The following is a 20,458-nucleotide window of genomic DNA, read 5'->3' on the forward strand; positions in this document are numbered from 1 at the left end:
AGAAACCTCGAACCGATCCGGCCTGATGCTATTGCCCGTGTAAATCGGCTCAAAGCTACCCGCGCCCGAACAACCCCGCAAGCGCCCGTTTAACCAGCCCCGTCACCGCAGGGCGTTTGGCGTTGATGAAGGGCAGCGGGCGGCAAACCTCCATCGCCGCGACCCCGACCCGTGCGGTCAGCGCGCCGTTGATCACCCCCTCGCCAAACCGGCGCGAGATTTTCGACAACACCCCGCCCCCCGCGATCGAGTGGATCAGGTCATCGCCCACCGCCACAGCACCCGTGGCCACCAGATGGGTCAGCACGCTGCGGGTCAGCCGCCAGTTGCCGATCACGCCGGAGCGCCCGCCGTAAACCTCGGCAATGCGGCGGATCATCCGCAGGTTCGCCGTCAGTGCCACCGCCACATCGGCCAGCGCCAGCGGCACAATCGCCGTTACGGTTGCGACAGACCGCGCGGCGGCATCGATTTCCTTCACCGCTTGCGCATCCAGCGGTTTGACCACCTCGGATTCCGCCAGCGCCAGCAAGCCGTCGGCATCAAACACATCGCCCTTGCGCTCGTTAAAATTAACCCGACCCCAGTCTGTATCCGCCCGCCCTGCATAAAGCGCCATCAAGCGGTCCGTCACATCCCTTGCCGCCTCCAGATCACCCGAGGCCAGTGCCGCCCCCGCCGCCCGATGCACCCGATCCAGCCGTTTCAGACGGGCAAAGCCCAAGGCTTCGCGCAGGGCCATCACCGCCAGCACAGCCAACAACAACACCGTCAGCCCCAGCGCCAGATAGCCCAGATAGGTATTGCGCGCGATCATGCCGGTGACAAAATCCCACGCGGCCACCGACAGGGCAAAGCCGCCCAGCGCCACAACCAGCGACCAGAACCAGCGGGCCAGCCGTGACGGTTTACGCGCCGCGATCTGCGCCAGTGTTTGCATCGCCTGCCCCGTGGGCGCGGAGGAATCGGGCACCGGCGGCGCGGTGGCGGGGGTGATGTCGGGCGTGTCCTGTTCCAGTTCGATCAGCACGGGGCCTGTTGTTTTCTTGGTCATCTCAAATAATCCCCGATCAGAAATTCCGCCGCCTTGTCCAGCCGGATATGCGGCGGCCCCTCGCCCGGTTTCAGGTGCAGGGGTGCTGGGGCAAAGCTCATGATCTGGTAATCCCCGTCCAGCCATTTCTGCGCCCCTTCACGGGCCGGTGACAACAGTTTCGTAGGATCGTCGGGCAATTCACCGGGGTAAAACGCCGCCTGTTTGCCGCTGTCCAGCAGGGTGCCGCGCACGCAGTCCAGCCGCTTGCCATCATGTTCAATCGTTTCCTCGACCGTGGCGCGCAGGGCGGCGATTGACATGGCCGAGGTCAGTGCACCGGAAAAATCCGCCCGATCCCGCGCCTCGCGCAGCATGGCGGTGATGATCGCGGTCAGGCGCGGGTGCTGGCGGTGGTGCAGATGATCCGCCTTGGTGGCGGCAAACAGGATGCGTTCCACCCGATGCACCCCGAACAGAGAGGCCAGAAACCCCACCTTGCCGGGGCGAAAGGCCCTCAGAACATCCCCCATTGCACGGCGCATATCCCAAACCGCCTGCGGGCCACGGTGGATGGCGCCCAAGGCGTCAAGCAGCACCACCTGCCGGTCGATCTTGGCGAAATGATCGCGGAAAAACGGCTGCACCACCTGTTTTTTGTAGGCCTCATAGCGGCGCTCCATCTCGCGCCACATCGAGCCGCGTTTGGAGCTTTCGGGCTGCGCGATCGGCGCAAAAGTCAGCACCGGCGAGCCTTCCATTTCGCCCAGCAACAGGAACCGCCCCGGCGTGCAGTCGGAAAACCCCGCCTCGCGCGCGGCGTGCAGATAGGTGGTGTAAATGGCGGCCAGGTCCTGCGCCCGCGCTTCGTCAAACGCGGCTGTGGCGTCCACATCCTGCGCCAGAAAACCCGCCGCACACTCGCGCCCCCTGATCATCTCCAGCACACCGGCGGACCATTCGGCATAGCTTTTGTCCAGCAGCCCAAGGTCCAGCAGCCATTCACCTGGATAATCGACAATATCCAGATGCACCACACGCGGGCCGGACAGGTTGCCAAGCAGCCCCGTTGGCTGCACCTTCAGCGACACCCGCAGTTGCGAAACGTTGCGGGTGCTTTGCGGCCAATGCGGCTGATCCGCCGTTAGTGCCGCCAGATGTGCCTCGTATTCGAACCGCGGCACCGTATCATCGGGTTGTGGCTGCAAATAGGCCGCCTGCACCGCCCCCGAGGCCGCCCCCAGCAATTGCGGCATCCGCCCGCGATCCAGCAGGTTGGCGACAAGGGATGTGATAAACACCGTCTTGCCCGCGCGGCTCAGGCCCGTCACCCCCAACCGCACCGTTACTTCAGAGCCGATCCAGCCCCCCGTCAAACCGCTTACTACCTCGGATATCCGCAAAATATTCCCCTTGCTTTGCCCATAAGATAGGCGTCCACACGCCCGCTGCCTAGGCCCCATTATCGTTCCATAAATATCCGCGCCGCAGGCATAAGAGTTTTCTGGCCTGCGCCGCAGGTATTTAAGAAAAGAAGAAGCCAAGACCGATTGCCAATTCACGCCCGTCACGCTACCCAAGGGCCATGCCACGTTGTGCTTTGAAAATCGAATACAACGGCGCGCCGTTTTCAGGTTGGCAGCGCCAAAAGGGTCTGCCAACCGTGCAACTGGCCGTAGAGGAGGCTTTGCGCAAGCTGCAACCGGATTTTGACGGTATTCAGGCGGCGGGGCGCACGGATACCGGCGTTCATGCGACCGGACAGGTTGCCCATTGCGATATGGACAAGGTATGGGATCCGTTCCGCCTGATGGAGGCCCTGAATTACCACCTGAAACCCGACCCCGTGGCGATTGTCGATGTGGCTGCGGTTACAGATGACTTCCACGCCCGTTTTTCCGCCCGAGAGCGGCGATACCTGTTCCGGCTGATCAGCCGCCGTGCGCCGTTGGTGCATGACAAGGGGCTGGTGTGGCAGGTGAAACACCCGCTGGATGCGGATGCAATGCAGCGGGGGGCGGATTACCTGCTGGGCCAGCACGATTTTACCACCTTCCGGTCAGTCGGATGTCAGGCGCAATCCCCCGTCAAAACGCTGGACGAATTGAGCATTGAACAAGTCGATTACCCGCATGGCTGCGAATTCCGCTTCCATGTGCGCGCCCGCAGTTTTCTGCACAATCAGGTGCGCAGTTTCGTCGGCACGCTGGAGCGGGTTGGCGCCGGCGCATGGGAGCCGGAAGATGTGCGCGTTGCGTTAGAGGCGTGCGACCGCACTGCTTGCGGTCCGGTCAGCCCGCCACAGGGGCTGTATCTGGCGCATGTGCATTACCCGGAACTGCCTTTCGGCGCATAGTTTGACGCTTCCAGTGTCATCGGCCTGCCGGGCATATCCAGAACATGTTCCACACAAGGTGCGCTGGCAATAATCTTGCCACCACGCACCGTGTTCAGCCGGTGCGCCCGCAGGCGGATCGCCTCGATCGCATCATCGGCCTGAAGGCGGATGAAGTTGGCGTCACAGCCCACCTCAAGCCCGTAGCCATTCAGCCCCATGATCGCTGCGGAATTCACCGTCACCGCATCAAAGCACCAGCGCATGTCGGCGCGGGACGACAGCTGCCCCACATGCAGCCCCATGAAGGCCACATCCAGCATGTCGGCCTTGCCCAGCGAATACCACGGATCCATCACACAGTCCGAGCCAAAGCCAACCGTGATCCCCGCATCGCGTAATTCGCGCACCCGCGTTTGCCCGCGACGTTTGGGGTAGGTATCGTGCCGTCCCTGCAGCATGATGTTGATCAGCGGGTTGGGGATGGCGTGCAACCCGGCCTCGACCATCAGCGGGATCAGTTTACTGACATAGTAATTGTCCATCGAGTGCATCGAGGTCAGGTGCGATCCGGCCACTCGCCCCTGCAACCCCAGCCGCGTGGTTTCATAAGCCAGCGTTTCCACATGGCGGCTGAGGGGGTCATCGCTTTCGTCGCAATGCATGTCCACCATCAGCCCGCGCTTTTCGGCAATTTCACACAGCAGGCGCACCGATTCAGCCCCATCCTGCATAGTGCGCTCGAAATGCGGGATGCCGCCCACCACATCGACCCCGCGATCCAGCGCGCGGGTCAGGTTTTCCAGCGCGGTCGGATCACGCAAAACACCATCCTGCGGAAAGGCAACCAGTTGCAGATCCAGATAGGGTGCGACCTGTTTGCGCACCTCGATCAGCGCATCCACCCCCTTCAGATCATCATCGCAAATGTCCACATGGCTGCGGATCGCGCCGATCCCCATCGCCACGGCCAGATCGCAATAGCGCAAGGCGCGCTCGATAATTTCGTCCACCGTTTGCTGCGGCTTCAACTCGCCCCACAGCGCAATCCCTTCCAGCAAAGTACCCGAGATGTTCATCCGTGGCCGCCCTAGTGACAGGGTGGCATCCATATGAAAATGCGGGTCCACAAAAGGCGGGCAGACCAGTTGCGATTCCGCATCCAGCACGGTGTCGGCCTCGGCATCAATGCTGCGCTCAATTGCTATGATTTTGCCATCCTTGCAGGCGATGCAATATCCCTTGCGGCCATCCGGCAGGGTGGCGTTGGTGACAAGCAGGTCAAATCGCATGGGGTGTGTTCCTTCTATCGGTGGCCCTTGAACCACGGATGCAGCAGGGCGCGGGGGTATTCGGCTTTTCTGGCAACAATCACCAGCGCGATAATCGACAAAACATAAGGCGCCATCAGGAATATCTGCGACGGCACAATCGCGCCCGCCTCGGTTTGCAGGCGCACCTGAAAAGCGTCGAACATACCAAATAACAATGCGCCCAACAGCGCCTTGCCCGGTCGCCAACTGGCAAAAATGACCAAGGCAATACAAATCCAACCCCGCCCGTTTACCATACCAAAGAAGAACGCGTCAAACGCCGACATGGTCAGGAACGCACCGCCCAGCGCCATCAATGCGGATCCGGCCACCACGGCCCCGATCCGCAGCTTGTAAACCGACAGCCCTTGCGCGTTCACCGCATCGGGGTTGTCACCGACCGCCTGCAGGGCCACGCCCAGAGGCGTGCGGTTGATCACCCACCAGACGACCCCGACCATGATCAGCGCCAGCCACGTCATGGCGGTTTGCTGGAATATAACGGGACCAAGGAACGGGATGTCCGAAAGATATGGCACATCCATCGGCTGAAACGGAATGATGCGCGGCGGCGAGGATACATCGGGCAGAATGGTGGTAGTGTCGCGAGTTTGGTGGAAATTCGAGGACGGCGTAATCTCCGGGTGCATCGAAGCCACCCAACCGGCGGCTGGAACCGCCAAGGAGATCACGCCATGACAAAGAATACAGCAACATCGACATCCGCGCTACTGGCCAATGAAGCAGGCTATGACCCGATTGAAGACCGGCTGCGCCAGAACATCCGCGCGACGATCGAGGCGGTTTTCGAAGAGGAGCTGGAGCAGTTTCTGGGCCGTTGCCGGTATGGCCGCAGCGGCGGGGCAAAGGCCGGATACCGCCACGGGCATCGCGAGCGGCAACTGGTCGGAACATTTGGAACCGAAACGGTGCGCGTGCCGCGTGCGCGGATCACAGGCGAGGCCGGCAAGGCCAGAGAATGGCGCTCGAAGGCATTGCCCCGCTACCAGCGGCTGACGAAGAAGGCCGAGGCGCTGATCGCTGCTGTCTACCTTTCGGGCACCAACACACGGCGGGTAAAACGCGCCCTGTTCGGCCTGTTTCAGGGGGCGGTCAGCAAGGATGTGGTGAGCCGCGCCTGGCGCAAGGTGAAGGTGGACTGGCAGGCGTGGTGCGCCCGCAGCCTTGCGGATGAAGACATCGTGCGGCTGATCCTGGACGGCACCGTGATCAAAACGCGGATTGACAGGAAGGCCACCAATATCTCGGTTCTGGCCGCGATTGGCGTGCGCCGGGATGGGCAGAAGGTCTTGTTATCACTGATGAACATGGGCGGCGAAAGCACCTCCGCCTGGCGTCAGTTCATCAACGATCTGGATGCGCGCGGGTTGAAACGGCCCGAATTTGTCATCGTGGACGGGGCACCGGGACTTGAGGTCGCTCTCATTGCCCTCTGGGGTGAAGATCTGCCGATCCAGAGGTGCACGGTGCACAAGCACCGCAACCTTCTGGCCAAGGCACCCAAGCGTATGCATGATGAGTTGACAGAAGATTACCGCGACATGATCTACGCCAAAACACCCGAGGAAATCGCCACCCGCCGCAAGGCATTTCTGCGAAAATGGCGGCTGAAATGCAAGGCCGTCGCTGACAGCTTGGAAGAAGCAGGAGATAAGCTTTTCACCTTCACGCGTCTGCCACAAGGCCAGTGGAAATCGGCCAGAACGACAAATGCGATCGAACGCCTGAACGAGGAATTCCGCCGCCGCATCAAGACCCAGACCGTGCTGCCATGCGCCGAGACCGTGCCGATGCTGCTTTGGGCTCTGATGGCCTCGGGGCAGATCGTCATGCGAAAGGTCGATGGCTGGGAAACGCTCGCTCAGCCCGTCGCCGACGCAACCCTTGACCAAGCCGCCTGACCGGCGCATAACTCAACCCGCTCGGAGGTGCCTGAAATCAATTTCCACCACTTTCGAGACACAACCTAAATGCCAATGCTGCCGCCAGACCGGTAAAAATCAGCGGCGTGGCGCGGGTCAGCATTTCGGTAAAGGAAAAGAGCGAGCCGAAAACGCCGATGAACATCTGCTTGTAGGCTTCCAGTATGGGGGCGCCCGCAAAAGCCAGCGGCAATGCCGCCAGCGCAAGTGCCACCAATGCCGCGATCACCGGAATGGCCATCTGCACCCCGCGCGAAATATTGCCCCGTGGCTCGATCACCATCATGCCGCCTGCCCCGCCATTAACAATCCAATTGCCGCACGATCGCGCGTGTCGGCCTCGATCAACTGCCCGTCGTGCATCACCACGATCCGGTCGGCAAGGCTTAGCACCTCGTCCAGATCCTCGCTGATCAACACCACCCCTGCCCCGCGCTTGCGAGCCTCCATCAAACGGCGCGCCACTTCGCCCGCCGCGCCAAAATCCAGCCCGCGCGTGGGCTGGTTGGCAAGGATCACCAGCGGTTCCTGCTCCAGCACCCGCGCCAGAATAAGTTTCTGGATATTGCCACCCGATAATAGCGCCGCACGGGCGTCAATGCCGGGTCCGCGCACGTCATAGGCTTGCAACAATTCCTCGGCATGTTCGGCAATCCGCTTCTTACGCAGAAACCCGCGTGTTTGCACATCGGGCGCATCCAGCCGTTCGATGATCAGGTTTTCGGCCACTGTCATGCTGCCGACCACGCCGTCATGGTGCCGGTCCTCGGGGATGCGGCCCACATGGGCCTTGATCATGCCCTTGGGCGTGGGCGCGGGCATCACTTTCCCGGCCACGGCGATGCTGCCCTGATCGGGGCGCTCCAGCCCTGAAATGACCTGCGCCAGCGCGGATTGGCCGTTGCCGGAAACGCCGGCCACCCCAACAATCTCGCCAGCCCGCACACAGAGCGACACATCATTCAGGGAATTACGGGTGTTTTCGCGGCACACGGTGATGGATTTCAGTTCCAGCACCGGATCACCCACTTGGCCGTCCTCGCGCTTTGGCAGGGCTGTTTCCTCGCCCACCATCAGGGTGGCAATCTGGTTTTTATCGGCGTCTGCCGTGATCAGCTCGCCCACCTTTTTACCGTGGCGCAGCACGGCGATGCGGTCGGAAAAGGCCAGAACCTCGTGCAGTTTGTGGGAAATAAAGATCACCGACAGACCCCGATCAACCATCTTGCGCAAAGCGATGAACAGGCTGTCGGCCTCTTGCGGGGTCAGCACGGCGGTGGGTTCGTCCAGAACCAGCACGCGGGCGTCGTGAAACAGGGCCTTCAAAATCTCAACCCGCTGGCGTTCGCCAACAGACAGCGCGCCGATCTTTTCATCCAGTGGCGCGATCAGGCCGGAATCCTGCATCAAACCTTCGATCTTGGCCCGCGCGGCGCGGCGGTGGCGGCGCAGGGACAGCAGGTTTTCGGACCCCAGCAGAATGTTATCCAGTGCTGTCAGGTTTTCGGCCAAGGTGAAATGCTGGTGCACCATGCCGATGTGCGCATCAATCGCGGCTTGCGGATGGCCCGGTGGCAGGCGCAGGGGTGTGCCATCCTCGGTGATGATTTCGACATAACCGGCATCCGGCGTGTACTGACCGAACAGCATATTCATCAGCGTGGTTTTGCCTGCGCCGTTTTCGCCAAGCAGGGCCAGAACCTCGCCTTGATGCAGGGTCAGGTCGATGGCGTCATTGGCGATCACATCGCCAAAGCGTTTAGTCAGACCGGCAAGGGTCAGGATAAGGGGTTTGTTCATAATAGGGGGGTGAAGGTGCCGGAAAGTATCCGGCACCTGCGGCCTTTTATTTGTCGGAAACGGGTTCGTCGTTGTTCACTTTGACAACGAAAGACCCATCCAGAATTGCGGCTTCTTTGGCTTTGATGGCTTCCAGCACATCGGCCGGAACAAGGTTTTCATCCACCACAACAGACCCGCCGCCATATTTCATATAGCTGTATTTGCCGTAATCCTCGGCCTTGTAGGATCCGTCGGCAACCGCAGCGATTGCCTTGTCTATGGTCGGTTCCATGTGCCACAGGGCAGAGGAAAGGATTGTGTTCGGATAGTCACCGGATGTGTCGATCACATTGCCAATCGCTTTGACGCCCCGCTCAACCGCGGCATCGGACACACCAAAGCGTTCGGCATACATCACGTCGGCACCAGCATCCATCATTGCGAATGCGCTTTCCTTGGCTTTGGGCGGATCATACCAGCTGCCGATAAAGTTCACGAGGAATTTAACGTCCGGATTGGTTTCCCGCGCGCCATCCATAAAGGCGTTCATCAGACGGTTCACTTCGGGGATGGCATAGCCCCCGACCATGCCGATCACATTGGATTTGCTGGCAGCACCGGCGGCCATGCCCGACAGATAGGCAGGCTCATGGATCCAGTTATCGAACACCGACAGATTGTCGCCTGCTGGCTCGAATGACGAGCCCATCAGGAATGCTGTTTCGGGATAATCTGCGGCCACCTTGCGGGCCGCGCGTTCCAGACCGAAAATTTCACCAACGATCAACTGTTGGCCACCCTCGGCATATTCGCGCATCACGCGTTCATAATCGGTGTTGGCAACGTTTTCGGAATAGACATATTCGATATCGCCGCGTTCTTCGGCGGCAACCAGCGCCTTGTGAATGCGGCTGATCCATTGCTGTTCAACCGGCAGGGTGAATATCCCTGCGACTTTGATTTTTTCGGCCAGTGCGGCACCGGCAGACATCATTGTCCCTGCGGCAATAAAGGACGCTAAAACCGTGCGTCTGCTCCATGTTCTTAAAATTCCCATTGTAACCTCCCAAGTGGCAATATGTCGCAAGGGTGGCTGCATTTTATCAATCGGTCAAGAAATTAGTTGAATCCGATGCGAAAAACTGCGCATTTCCTCACCACTTTGTGATCACGACACCGCTTTACCTACCAGCGCTGGAAGCCCCTATGTGCGCATGAGGCAATTACATTATCGGGCCCGTATCGGGTGAAATAACAGGAGAAACGAATGAGCAACGACAAACCTGAAAACAAGTCACGACGCAAAGTGCTGCTTGGAGCAGCGGCCCTGAGCATATTTCCGGCGCCGGCATTGCTGGCACAGGCAAGCGGCGGGACACGGCGCAATATTTCATCCTTTCGGGTTCCGCGCTGGCAGGACCATTTCGACAATCTGAAAAACGGCGCCATTTTGTCGGATACGGTATCGCGGATGGTGCAGTTCTGGTCCGAGGACGAAAGTGTTTACAAGCTGTACCCCAGCTCTGTGCCGATGACCGATGAATTGACCCGCCGTGGTTATACCCGCGTTATTCGCAAGGTGGTTGGCCCGTCCTAGCGGCCAACAGCATCAATGAAGGCCCGCAATCCAGAGTGGCCAGATTATGTTGGTCCAGGGCCGGACAATCCGCTGGGGACGCATGCGCTGTATCTAAGCTGGCAATATTACCGGATCCACGGCACCAATGACACGCGCAAGATCGGGCGGCGGTCGTCGAACGGATGTATCGGGTTGTATAATAACCAGATTGCCGAATTGTTCGATCTGGCCAAGGTCGGCACACAGGTTAAATTGATTTAGAGCGTATCCGATCCAATAGAAATCAAGTTTTCACCCGGATCGGGTCTGATCTGGGGATTGCGCCGCGCTAACGCGCGACGCCCAACGCGCGCCCCTGAAGGGGCGCGCGTTTTTGCCTGCGGCGCAGGTATTTAGGAAAAGAAGAAGGGGCAGATCAGCGGATACGCTGGCCGTGTTCGTCAAAGAACAGCGCTTTGGCATCGTCAAAGTCGACCCCGACCTTTTGCCCGACATCAAAGCTATACTGGCCAAACAGGCGAAGGGTGATCGTGTCATCCGTATCCAGGTCCACCAACAGGTTGGTTTCCGCCCCGAGCCGTTCGATATGCGTCACCACCCCGGACAGACGACCATTGTCAACGACCGTCAGATATTCGGGTCTGATCCCCAGCACAGTGCCCTTGTCAAATCCATATGCAGCGGCTTTGACGAAATTCATCGCCGGCGAGCCGATGAAGCTGGCAACGAACTGGTTGTCCGGATCATTGTAGATATCCATCGGGCTGCCGACCTGTTCCACCCGCCCGTCACGCAGCACGACGATACGGTCGGCCAATGTCATTGCCTCGATCTGGTCGTGGGTGACATAGACCATCGCGCTGTCAATCGTGCGGTGCAGGTTGGCAATTTCGATACGGGTGTTCATCCGCAGCGCGGCGTCCAGATTGGACAGGGGTTCGTCAAACAGGAACAGGTCGGGTTCGCGGGTAATGGCGCGGCCAATCGCGACCCGCTGGCGCTGACCGCCGGACAGTTCCGCGGGGCGGCGATCAAGGTAGTCGTCCAGTGACAACATGCGGCTGGCCTCGGCCACGCGCGCAGCGATTTCGGATTTATCCATCCTGGCCTGCTTTAGCCCCAGTTCCATATTCCCCTGCACTGTCAGGTGCGGATAGAGCGCATAGGACTGGAACACCATCGCGATGCCGCGTTTGGACGGCGGGGTCGTGGTGACATCGCGGCCCGCGATTTCCACGCTGCCGGATGTGGCATCCTCAAGCCCCGCGATTACCCTAAGCAGGGTGGATTTGCCACAGCCCGACGGGCCGACAAACACCACGAATTCGCCATCCTCGACCGTCAGGTCAATGTCGTGCAGCACTTTGACCGAGCCAAAGGATTTGCAGACTTTTTCCAGTTTCAAAGCGGTCATTTCGTATCCTTCATCAATTCACAATCGCGGGCGGTGTTGTTCATTTTACAGCCCCCGAGGTAATGCCGCGGATCAGTTGCCGCGAGAAAATCACATAGAGCACCAGCACCGGAATAATCGCCATCGACAGCGCCGCCAGAACCGCGTTCCAGTTGGTAACGAACTGGCCGATAAACACCTGGCTTCCCAGCGTCAGGGTTTTGGTGGCCTCGGACGGGGCAAGGATCAGCGGGAACCACAGATCGTTCCAGATCGGGATCATGTTGAACACCGCAACGGTAGCCATCGCCGGACGCACCAGTGGCAGCACCAGCCTGAAAAAGATGGCGTATTCACTAAGCCCGTCAATCCGGCCCGCGTTTTTCAGATCTTCGGATACCTGTTTCATGAATTCCGTCAGGATAAACACCGCCAGTGGCAACCCCTGAGCGGTATAGACCAGGATCAGCGCTGTCAGCGTATTTACCAGCCCGCTGGCCACCATCATTTTCAGGATGGCAACGGTGCCGATGCGGATCGGGATCATGATCCCCAATGCCAGAAACAGCCCAAGCAGAGTGTTGCCCTTGAACCGGTATTCCGCCAGCGCAAAGGCCGCCATGGCCCCGAACAGCAGCACAAAGAACAGCGAAACCACCGTGACGATCAGCGAGTTTTCAAAATACTGGATGAAATCGCCCTGTTTTAGCACCGTATCATAGCCGATGGTCGAAAACGTATCGGGTCCGGGCAGTTGCAGCGGATGACGAAAGATGGCCTTGCGGGTTTTGAAACTGTTGATCAGGATCACAAACACCGGAAACAGGGCCAGCAGCGTATAGGTTAACAAAATCCCGTGGGCGGCAACCGAATGCCAGATATTGCGGCGTGCTTTGTTCATCTGCCCACCCCCCTAGAACTGATACCGGCGCAAGCGGCGCTGGATGGCGAAAAGATACAGGCAAACCCCGACCAGAATGATACCGAACATGGCGCTGGCAATGGTTGCCCCCATGTTGACATCCCCCAACTGCAACTGGTTGCCAAAGAAAGTGCGATACATGAAAGTGCCCAGAATATCGGTGGAATAATTCGGCCCGGCCAACGCCCCTTGCGCGGCATAGATCAGATCGAAAGCGTTGAAATTACCAACGAATGTCAGGATCGAAATAATTCCGATGCTGGGCAGGATCAGCGGCAGTTTGATCTTCCAGAAGGCAGAAAAACCCGTCAGCCCGTCACATTCGCCCGCTTCCAGCACCTCTTCGGGGATCGACAGCAGGGCGGCGTAAATCAGCAACATCGGGATGCCGATAAACTGCCAGACAGAAATCAGTGACAGGGTGGTCAGGGCGTATTCTTCTTTGCCCAGCCACGGGTGGAACAGGCTTTTCAGCCCGACGCTGTCCAGCAGCCAAGGGGCGATGCCCCAAAGCGGCGACAGGATCAGTTTCCAGGCAAAGCCGACAATCACAAAGGACAGGATGGCCGGAACAATCACCACGGTTCGATAAGCGGCGGCAAAGCGCAGTTTGGGCGAGGACAGGATCGCCGCCAGCAGAATGCCAACCGGATTTTGCACCAGCATGTGAATCATGAAAAACCATGAATTGTTCTTTAGCGCATTCCAGAAATGGTCGGCCCAGCGTTCATCACCAAACAGGGTGTTGAAATTCTGCCATCCGACAAAAACCTGTGTGTTGTCCACATCCGTGAACAGCGACATGCGCAAGGTGTTGAAAATGGGGATGATCATAATGGCGGTGTAAATCAGCACTGCGGGTGCCAGGAATACAACGATATGCCACTTGAACCGTGGCTTTGGTTTTACGTCTTGCATGATGTTCCCCTGTGGATGCTCCGGCCGATCTGCGCCGGCCGGAGCCTTGGTCAGTTAAACCGGCCTAGTTTTGCTGTGGTGCATACCAGCTGGCCAGACCTTTTTGCAGACGTTCTGCAGCGGCCTCGGGCGTTTCGGTGCCTTTGATCACATTTGCCGAGGCATTGCCCATTTCTGTTTCCAGATTAGGTGTTCCGCGCGACAGGATCTGGTACGTCGGGCGGATGGTCGAATGACAATCCTTGCGCCAGCTTACAAATTCCTGTGCCAGTGGGTCTTCCAGTGTAACCGGCTCGTTCGAGAGCGAGAAGAAGCCCGGAAGCGCGTTGGAATAGAGCGATGCGAATTCAGGCGACCCAACCCAGTTCAGGAAGGCTTTGGTTTCTTCCGGGTGCTTGGAAGCGGCATTCATGCCCATGCCGATGTCGGTGTGATCCGAGATATAGCAATCCTGACCGGCAACCGGAACTGGTGGCTTGAAAGCACCCATTTCAAAATCGGCCTGCGTGTTAAAGCCGCTGATTTCCCAAGACCCGGCAGGATAGATCGCCGCGCGGCCAAGGGTGAACAGGTTTTGACTGTCCGGGTAGGTCTGGGCTTCAAAACCATCCCCCAGGTAGGCACCCCATTTGGCCAGTGAACGGAACGGATCAACCCAGTCTTTGTCTGTCAGTTTCTGGGTGCCTTTGATCAACGCCAGACGGCCCTCTTCGCCTTTCCAATAGTTTGGACCGATATTATTATCCCATTGTATTGGCTTCCCATTCATCATGGGTGCCCATTGCCATCGGAATATAGGTGCCATCTGCCTTGATCTTGTCCAGCACGGCAAAGAATTCTTCTTCGGTTTGGGGAACAGACAGGCCCAGTTCCTTGAAGGCATCCTTGTTATAGATAAACCCGTGAATTACCGATGCCATGGGCACACAGAATGTGTGCGCGCCGTCATCCGTGCTCTAGGCCGATTTGGCAACATCGGCAAAGTTTGTCATCGCATCCAGATCGGTCAGATCAGCCAACTGGCCTTTTTCATAAATCCCCAATGATTGGTCAAACGGGCGGCATGTGATCAGATCGTCAGCAACGCCACCTTCCAGTTTGCTGTTCAGAGCAGCGTTATATTCGCCCGGGGCTGTGGGAGTGAATTTCACCTTAATGCCAGGGTGCGAGGCTTCGAATGCCGGTATAATTTTGTCCTGCCAGATCGACAGATCCTCGGAACGCCAGCTTTCAATCGAGATCGTCACGTCCTCGGCTGTGGCAGCAAATGCCGAGCCCAGAATAGTGGTCGCCATCAGCGCCAGACCTAGTTTCATTTTCATTGGTTTTCTCCCTTGGTTAATATTGTTTCGCGTCGTCATTCGTAAAATCCACAGGCCTTCAGGGCCGCCCGCAGGTTGCCCTGTGCGGTTTCCAGCATTGCGTTTGCCTGCTCCAGCCCATCCACACCCGCCGCCAACAGCACAGCCGGTTTCACCGCCCCGCTGCTGGCTTGCAAACACGCCGCTGCCTGCGTTTCGCCCACACCGGCAATGGCAGAAACCATCCCCGCCGCGCGTTTGCGCAATTTGGCATTGTCGGCCAGCAGGTTCACCATCATGCCGTCATGCACATGGCCCAGTTTGATTCCCATCAGGGTGGACATCATGTTCAACGCCGCCTTTTGCGCCGTGGCCGCGCCCAGCCGGGTCGAGCCGCCAATCACTTCGGGCGGGGTGGGCAGATATATGGCAATATCCGATGTTGTGAACAAAGGCGCGTCTGCATTGTTAGCTATACCGATAGTGCGCGCGCCCGCCTTTTGGGCCAGTTCGGAAATGGTGCAGGGGTAAGGTGTGCTGCCGCTGGCTGTCACCGCAATCACCACATCGCCGCGCCGGATATCTTTTGCGGCTTGTTCAGCTTCGCAAACATCATCCTCGGTATGACCGGGCATTGCGGCGTCCACCGGCAACCCGCCCGCCATCAACAGGCGGATACGGTCGGGCGCAATGCCGAATGTCCCGCCCAGTTCCAACCCGTCAGCAATCGCCATCAACGCCGAGGAACCGGCCGCCGCATAGACCAGCCGCCCGTCACCGCGCAGCGCATCGGCCATCATATCCGCCGCCGCCGAAATCGGAACCATTGCAGATTCCACCGCTGCAATGGCAGCCTGTTGCCCCGCCAGAACCCGCGCCAGAACAGCCGCTTCCGGCATGGTATCAATGCCGGTAAACTCTGTTGAAACAGCTTCGGTTTTTGGCAACGCCATATGATTCCCCCAAGGATTCTTTTCCAAATAATACCTTTTTAATACCTTTTGTCTATCCCTAATGATTTTGCGCTAAATTACGCCCTACCTCTAATAATTAGCGCATATAGCCCATTTTATGGCCTTCCCTTTTCATAAGAGGTATTATAAAGGTATTATATGTCTGACCAAAACAGAACCATTCTTGTGGGAATCGATGGCGGCGGCACGGGGTGCCGCGTGGCGATTGCCGATGCGGATCGCAATATCCTTGGATCGGCCAAGGGTGGCCCCGCCAATCCGACCTATACCCCGCAAGAGGCCCGCGATAATATCCTGGCCGCGATTGACGCCGCCCGCCTGGATGCAGGGCTGGATCAGGCAGCGATAAACTCCGCCCGCGCCTATGTCGGCCTGGCGGGCATCCGCAATGAAACGGACGCTGAATTTATTGCCGAAATCCTGCCATTTGCACAGGCCAAAGTGGTCGAGGACCGCGCCACCACCGTCACAGGCGCACTGGCTGGCGGGGATGGTGCCGTTGCCGCAATCGGCACCGGATCCTTTGTCGCCCGCAGCAAGGGGGGCAAAACCGGCTACCTTGGCGGTTGGGGGTTCCGGCTGGGCGATCAGGCCTCGGGTGCGTGGCTGGGAAACAGGTTGCTGGAACGGGTGATCCTGTGCACCGAAGGGATCGAGGCCCACAGTGATCTGACCCGCGAAACGCTAGCGCGGTATGACGATGACCCCTACGCAATTTACGAATTCAGCAACGCGGCCACGCCTGCCGAATTCGGTGAACTGGCCCCGCTGGTGGTTAAGGCTGCCAACAAGGGTGATCCGACCGCCACAGCCATGATGCGCGAAGGGGCGGATTACATCGTGAAGGCGCTGAACACGCTTGGCTATAAGCCGGACGAACCCCTGTGCCTGACCGGCGGGCTGGGACCGCATTATACAAATTTCCTGCCCGCGTCCTTTGCCGCGCAGGTCGTGTGGCCCAAAGGCACAGCCCTTGATGGCGCCTTGCTGCTGGCGTCCCGGATGGGGGATGCGCCATGAAGATGGACGAATTCCTGAAGCCGGAAAACTGGCTGGCTCCGGCCTCCGGCCCGCGATACCTGCAATTGCGCCGCCGTCTGGATCAGGCGATCGACAGCGGTTTGCTGCAACCCGACACCCCCCTGCCCTCTGAGCGCGAAATCGCGGCACTAACCGACCTTTCGCGCGTCACCGTGCGCAAGGCCATTCAGGCGCTGGCCGATGACGGCGCGGTGGTGCAACGGCACGGGTCAGGGTCTTTCGTTGCCTCGCGCCCGCCACGGGTGGAACAATCGCTGTCACAACTGACATCTTTCACCGAAGACATGGCGCGCCGCGGGATGGAGACCAAAGCCCTGTGGCTGGAACGCGGGCTGTTCCTGCCCTCGCCCGAAGAGGTGGTCGCACTGGGGCTGAGCGCGGGCGATTCCGTTTCCCGCCTTGCCCGCCTGCGCATGGCCAATGAACGGCCGATGGCGATTGAACGGGCATCCTTGCCCGTCGATATTCTGCCCAATCCGACACTGGTGCAGGAGTCCCTTTATGCCGCGCTGGACGCCAGCGGTCACCGGCCCGTGCGCGCGATCCAGAAAATCACCGCGATCAATCTGGATGACCGCGACGCCGATCTGCTGGATGTCGAACCCCACACCGCCGGATTGAAGATCGAGCGCACCTCATATCTGCCCGAAGGGCGCGTTGTCGAATTCACCCGGTCCATCTATCGCAGCGATGCCTATGATTTCGTGGCCGAACTGCGCCTGTCAAACAGCAAGGGCACCTGATGCAAGATACCATGAGCAAAATGCGCCGCGAGGTGCTGGAAATCCCCGATGCGGTAGACCGCCTGCTGACTCGCGATCTGGGCACGATTGATGCCGCCGCCGACACTCTGCGCCAAACCAACCCCGCCTTTCTGGCCACGGTCGCGCGCGGATCGTCCGACCATGTGGCGACCTATCTGAAATACGCCAGCGAATTGTTGCTGGGGGTGCCGGTGGCATCCATCGGGCCGTCCATCGCCTCGATCTATGATGCGCCGCTGAAACTCAAAGGCGCTGGCTGCATCTCGATCTCGCAATCGGGCAAAAGCCCCGATATCGTGGCGATGGCCCAATCGGCCACGGATCAGGGGGCGCTGACACTGGCCATCACCAATGATCCGGTCTCGCCACTAACCAAGGCCAGCCTGCACACCATCGACATCCACGCCGGACCGGAGTTGAGCGTGGCGGCCACCAAAACTTTCGTCAATTCCGCCGTGGCTGCTTTGTTATTGCTGGCCCGCTGGAAAGGCGACGTTGAACTAACCGCTGCCATCCACGCCCTGCCCGACCAACTGGCGGCGGCCTGTCAAACCCACTGGCCCAACCTGCGCGATGCTCTGGATGGTCATTCCTCGATCTTCACCCTTGGGCGCGGGCCCTCATGGGCCATGTCGAACGAAGCGGCGCTGAAATTCAAGGAAACCTGCCAGATCCACGCCGAATCCTATTCCTCGGCCGAAGTGCTGCACGGCCCTGTGTCCATCGTCGGTGCAGATTTTCCTGTGTTGGGACTTACGGCTGCGGATGCCGCCGAAGACGCCCTGACCGAAGTGGCCGACGCCATCGCCGCCAAAGGGGCAAAGGTGTTCGTGACCTCGGGCAAATGCAAAACCGCCGAACGGCTGGAACACATCCGCACCGACCATCCGCTGACCGACCCTATTTCGCTGATCACCTCGTTTTATGCGATGGTTGAACGCCTTGCCACCGCGCGCGGGATCAACCCCGACACCCCGCGCCACCTGAAAAAAGTGACCGAAACCCGATGACCCTGACCGCCTATACCGGTGCCGACGTTTTCGACGGCCATATCCGCCACAGGAATTCCGCCCTTTTGGTAGACGGGAGCCGCATAGCCGGTGTTGTTCTGGAAGGGGACATTCCCGCAAATGCCGAAATCCACCCCCTTCCCAGCGGCACCATCGCCCCGGGTTTTGTCGATCTGCAAGTGAACGGTGGCGGCGGGGTGTTGTTCAATGACGCCCAATGGGTCGATACCCTGCGCACCATCGCACAGGCACATGCCCGTTGCGGCACCACTTCGCTTTTGCCAACCCTGATCACCGACACGCCCGAACATGTCAGCGCCGCGATTGACGCCGTGGAACAGGCCATTGCAGCCAATGTCCCCGGTATCATCGGGTTGCACATCGAAGGCCCGCATCTGTCGATCGCCCGCAAAGGGGCGCACAACCCCGACCTGATCCGCAAAATGGAGCCGGCGGATGTGGACCTGCTGCTGGATGCTGTGAAACGCTTGCCGATCCTGCTGGTAACGGTCGCGCCCGAAAACGTAACGCCCGAACAGATCGCAACCCTGACCGATGCAGGCGTGCTCATCTCGCTTGGCCATAGTGATGCGCCTTATGACGATTGCAAAACCGCCGCCGCCCACGGGGCCACCTGCGCCACGCATCTGTTCAACGCGATGAGCCAGTTTACCGGCCGCGAACCCGGTCTGGTCGGTGCCGCGCTGGACACCCCGACCCTGCACGCTGGCCTAATTGCCGACGGTATCCATGTTTGTCCCGCCAGTATCCGCACTGCTTTGGCCGCCAAACAAGGGCCGGCAGCGGTGTTTCTGGTGACCGACGCCATGTCCACCGTTGGCTCGGACATCACGGAATTCACTCTGGATGGGCGCACGATATACCGGCGTAACGGGCGGTTGACTCTGGCAGATGGCACATTAGCGGGGGCCGATCTGAATATACCGACAGCCTTGCGGTTCATGACATCCAAAGTCGGCGTGTCACCGGATGAAGCCTTGAAAATGGCCACCTCTAAGCCTGCGAAGATGCTGCAAAACACGCAAGTCGGCCAACTGGTTTCCGATGGTGTTGCCAATTTCGTCCATCTGGATGATGACCTGTACCTAACCGCTGTCTGGCAAAACGGAACGCCGATTTCAGACGTTATTTCAAAACCTTAAGGTCGCGCGCAATCCACGGCAGTGCCTTGATGGCCGGATCGACAATCATTTCCTGCAACAGTGAACGCAGCCGCGCGGCCACATCCTGTGGCATATCCTGCAACACATCCCGACGCGCGGTCAGCGAAATGCTGCGGGTCAGCGGATCAAACGGCAGTTCGATCATCTCCACCGCATCATGGAACCGCCTCGCCCGCAAATATCCCAGAGGCGTCAGGATCGTCCATCCTGCCTGCGCCGCCACCATCGCCATAATCGCGTGATAGCTGTCCAGCTCGAAACGCTGCGCCAGTTTCAAGTTCTGCCGCACCAGATGTGCTGCAATCTGGCGGCCCATGTGGTGACGTTGGGTATACTGGATCAGCGGCAAAGATTTCAGCTGCGCCAACACATCCCCGCCCATGTCGATCATCCCCTTGGGCACCGCGGCGACAAAGGGTTCCACCAGCAACGGATGCACCTCCATCCCGTCCGCAGTGGCCCCCATATCGGCCGCCACAACCACATCCAGCGCGCGGCTGTCCAGCAGGTCGAACAACCGGTGACTGGCGCCGGTTTCCAGCAGAAACTGGCAGCCATGCAATTCCACCGCCATATCCGCCAGAAGGCGCGGGGTGACATCGGCGTCGAAATCCTCGATCATCCCCAGCCTAAACCGCGTTAGCGCCGACATATCCGGCATCGCCAATTCGGCCTGCGCCTGCAAGGCCTCGTCCAGGATCACTTGCGCCCGTTTGCGGAAAATCTCGCCCGAGGGGGTTAGTGACACAGGGCGGGCGTTGCGGTTCAGCAATGTGGCACCCAGTGCGGTTTCCAGATTGGTCAATTGCTGGCTGACAGCTGATGGGCTTGCCTCGAGCCGCCGTGCCGCAGCCGAGATTGATCCTTCATCCGCCGTGGCGATGAAAACCTCTATTCCCCAAAGGGTTATGCGGCCTGTGGTGGCAACCATAATTGGTTATTATCCCCTGTTAATGATGCCAGCCT

The 20,458-nt window shown here is 59.2% G+C and carries 17 protein-coding genes and 3 pseudogenes; 7 read left to right on the plus strand and 13 right to left on the minus strand.

What is annotated here, in order from left to right:
* Positions 1-55 precede the first annotated feature (55 nt).
* Together ACQY4M_RS10735 and ACQY4M_RS10740 are read right to left on the minus strand one after the other, a co-directional pair.
* The gene (locus ACQY4M_RS10735; protein ID WP_428543816.1) at positions 56-1,054 is read right to left on the minus strand and encodes a YcjF family protein; all 999 of its coding nucleotides are present in this window, start codon (positions 1,052-1,054) and stop codon (positions 56-58) included.
* Positions 1,051-2,436 (minus strand): YcjX family protein, encoded by a 1,386-nt coding sequence (locus ACQY4M_RS10740; RefSeq protein ID WP_428543818.1) that lies wholly within the window; start codon positions 2,434-2,436, stop codon positions 1,051-1,053. The genes ACQY4M_RS10735 and ACQY4M_RS10740 overlap by 4 nt, the downstream gene beginning before the upstream one ends.
* A gap of 182 nt (positions 2,437-2,618) precedes the next feature.
* Between ACQY4M_RS10740 and truA the strand changes: the two genes are divergently transcribed.
* A complete protein-coding gene (truA, locus tag ACQY4M_RS10745; protein WP_428543820.1) occupies positions 2,619-3,389 on the plus strand; it encodes a tRNA pseudouridine(38-40) synthase TruA in 771 nt (256 codons plus the stop codon).
* Here the strand turns inward: truA and ACQY4M_RS10750 are convergent.
* Positions 3,362-4,660, minus strand: coding sequence for an amidohydrolase family protein (locus ACQY4M_RS10750; protein WP_428543822.1), 1,299 nt, complete (start codon positions 4,658-4,660; stop codon positions 3,362-3,364). The genes truA and ACQY4M_RS10750 overlap by 28 nt on opposite strands.
* 14 nt (positions 4,661-4,674) lie before the next feature.
* A pseudogene (locus tag ACQY4M_RS10755) lies at positions 4,675-5,271 on the minus strand (ABC transporter permease); the annotation flags it as partial.
* Positions 5,272-5,376: 105 nt separating this feature from the next.
* On the opposite strand from ACQY4M_RS10755, the gene ACQY4M_RS10760 reads away from it, so the two are divergent.
* Positions 5,377-6,603, plus strand: a complete 1,227-nt coding sequence (locus tag ACQY4M_RS10760) for an IS256 family transposase (RefSeq protein WP_428539582.1) — start codon at positions 5,377-5,379, stop codon at positions 6,601-6,603.
* A gap of 37 nt (positions 6,604-6,640) precedes the next feature.
* Here the strand turns inward: ACQY4M_RS10760 and ACQY4M_RS10765 are convergent, their stop codons facing one another.
* From ACQY4M_RS10765 to ACQY4M_RS10775, 3 genes are read right to left on the minus strand one after another with little or no spacing between them, the layout of a single operon-like run.
* A complete protein-coding gene (locus ACQY4M_RS10765) occupies positions 6,641-6,910 on the minus strand; it encodes a hypothetical protein (RefSeq protein WP_428543824.1) in 270 nt (89 codons plus the stop codon).
* Positions 6,907-8,424, minus strand: a complete 1,518-nt coding sequence (locus ACQY4M_RS10770; RefSeq protein WP_428543826.1) for an ABC transporter ATP-binding protein — start codon at positions 8,422-8,424, stop codon at positions 6,907-6,909. Before ACQY4M_RS10770 ends, ACQY4M_RS10765 begins: the two co-directional genes overlap by 4 nt.
* A 46-nt stretch (positions 8,425-8,470) precedes the next feature.
* Positions 8,471-9,463 carry a BMP family protein gene (locus ACQY4M_RS10775; protein WP_428543828.1) on the minus strand — a complete coding sequence of 331 codons (993 nt, stop codon included), beginning with the start codon at positions 9,461-9,463 and terminating at the stop codon, positions 8,471-8,473.
* Positions 9,464-9,673: 210 nt separating this feature from the next.
* On the opposite strand from ACQY4M_RS10775, the pseudogene ACQY4M_RS10780 reads away from it, so the two are divergent.
* Positions 9,674-10,246 (plus strand): annotated as a pseudogene (locus ACQY4M_RS10780) (L,D-transpeptidase).
* A gap of 154 nt (positions 10,247-10,400) precedes the next feature.
* Here ACQY4M_RS10780 and ACQY4M_RS10785 read toward each other — a convergent pair.
* The 5 genes and pseudogenes from ACQY4M_RS10785 to ACQY4M_RS10805 all read right to left on the minus strand — a co-directional run bounded on the left by ACQY4M_RS10785 (position 10,401) and on the right by ACQY4M_RS10805 (position 15,472).
* Positions 10,401-11,399, minus strand: coding sequence for an ABC transporter ATP-binding protein (locus ACQY4M_RS10785; RefSeq protein WP_428543830.1), 999 nt, complete (start codon positions 11,397-11,399; stop codon positions 10,401-10,403).
* A 40-nt stretch (positions 11,400-11,439) separates the two neighbouring features.
* Positions 11,440-12,279 carry a carbohydrate ABC transporter permease gene (locus ACQY4M_RS10790; RefSeq protein WP_428543832.1) on the minus strand — a complete coding sequence of 280 codons (840 nt, stop codon included), beginning with the start codon at positions 12,277-12,279 and terminating at the stop codon, positions 11,440-11,442.
* Positions 12,280-12,291: 12 nt separating this feature from the next.
* Positions 12,292-13,218 (minus strand): carbohydrate ABC transporter permease, encoded by a 927-nt coding sequence (locus ACQY4M_RS10795; protein WP_428543834.1) that lies wholly within the window; start codon positions 13,216-13,218, stop codon positions 12,292-12,294.
* A gap of 64 nt (positions 13,219-13,282) precedes the next feature.
* Positions 13,283-14,540: pseudogene (locus ACQY4M_RS10800) on the minus strand (ABC transporter substrate-binding protein).
* A 35-nt stretch (positions 14,541-14,575) separates the two neighbouring features.
* On the minus strand, positions 14,576-15,472 hold the full coding sequence (locus tag ACQY4M_RS10805) for an N-acetylmuramic acid 6-phosphate etherase (RefSeq protein ID WP_428543836.1): 897 nt from the start codon (positions 15,470-15,472) through the stop codon (positions 14,576-14,578).
* Between the two features lie 159 nt (positions 15,473-15,631).
* On the opposite strand from ACQY4M_RS10805, the gene ACQY4M_RS10810 reads away from it, so the two are divergent.
* The 4 genes from ACQY4M_RS10810 to nagA are packed head-to-tail and all read left to right on the plus strand — an operon-like array spanning position 15,632 to position 19,471.
* On the plus strand, positions 15,632-16,513 hold the full coding sequence (locus tag ACQY4M_RS10810; protein WP_428543838.1) for a BadF/BadG/BcrA/BcrD ATPase family protein: 882 nt from the start codon (positions 15,632-15,634) through the stop codon (positions 16,511-16,513).
* Positions 16,510-17,277: a GntR family transcriptional regulator gene (locus ACQY4M_RS10815; protein WP_428543840.1), complete on the plus strand. Its 768-nt coding sequence runs from the start codon at positions 16,510-16,512 to the stop codon at positions 17,275-17,277. The genes ACQY4M_RS10810 and ACQY4M_RS10815 overlap by 4 nt, the downstream gene beginning before the upstream one ends.
* Positions 17,277-18,308, plus strand: coding sequence for an SIS domain-containing protein (locus ACQY4M_RS10820; RefSeq protein WP_428543842.1), 1,032 nt, complete (start codon positions 17,277-17,279; stop codon positions 18,306-18,308). The genes ACQY4M_RS10815 and ACQY4M_RS10820 overlap by 1 nt, the downstream gene beginning before the upstream one ends.
* Entirely contained in the window at positions 18,305-19,471 is a 1,167-nt protein-coding gene (gene nagA, locus ACQY4M_RS10825; protein ID WP_428543844.1) for an N-acetylglucosamine-6-phosphate deacetylase, read from the plus strand. Before ACQY4M_RS10820 ends, nagA begins: the two co-directional genes overlap by 4 nt.
* Here the strand turns inward: nagA and ACQY4M_RS10830 are convergent.
* Positions 19,455-20,423, minus strand: coding sequence for a LysR family transcriptional regulator (locus ACQY4M_RS10830; RefSeq protein WP_428543846.1), 969 nt, complete (start codon positions 20,421-20,423; stop codon positions 19,455-19,457). The two genes, nagA and ACQY4M_RS10830, sit on opposite strands and share 17 nt — an antisense overlap.
* Positions 20,424-20,458 lie beyond the last annotated feature (35 nt).

The organism is Profundibacter sp., from assembly GCF_965277155.1.
GTDB lineage: Bacteria > Pseudomonadota > Alphaproteobacteria > Rhodobacterales > Rhodobacteraceae > Profundibacter.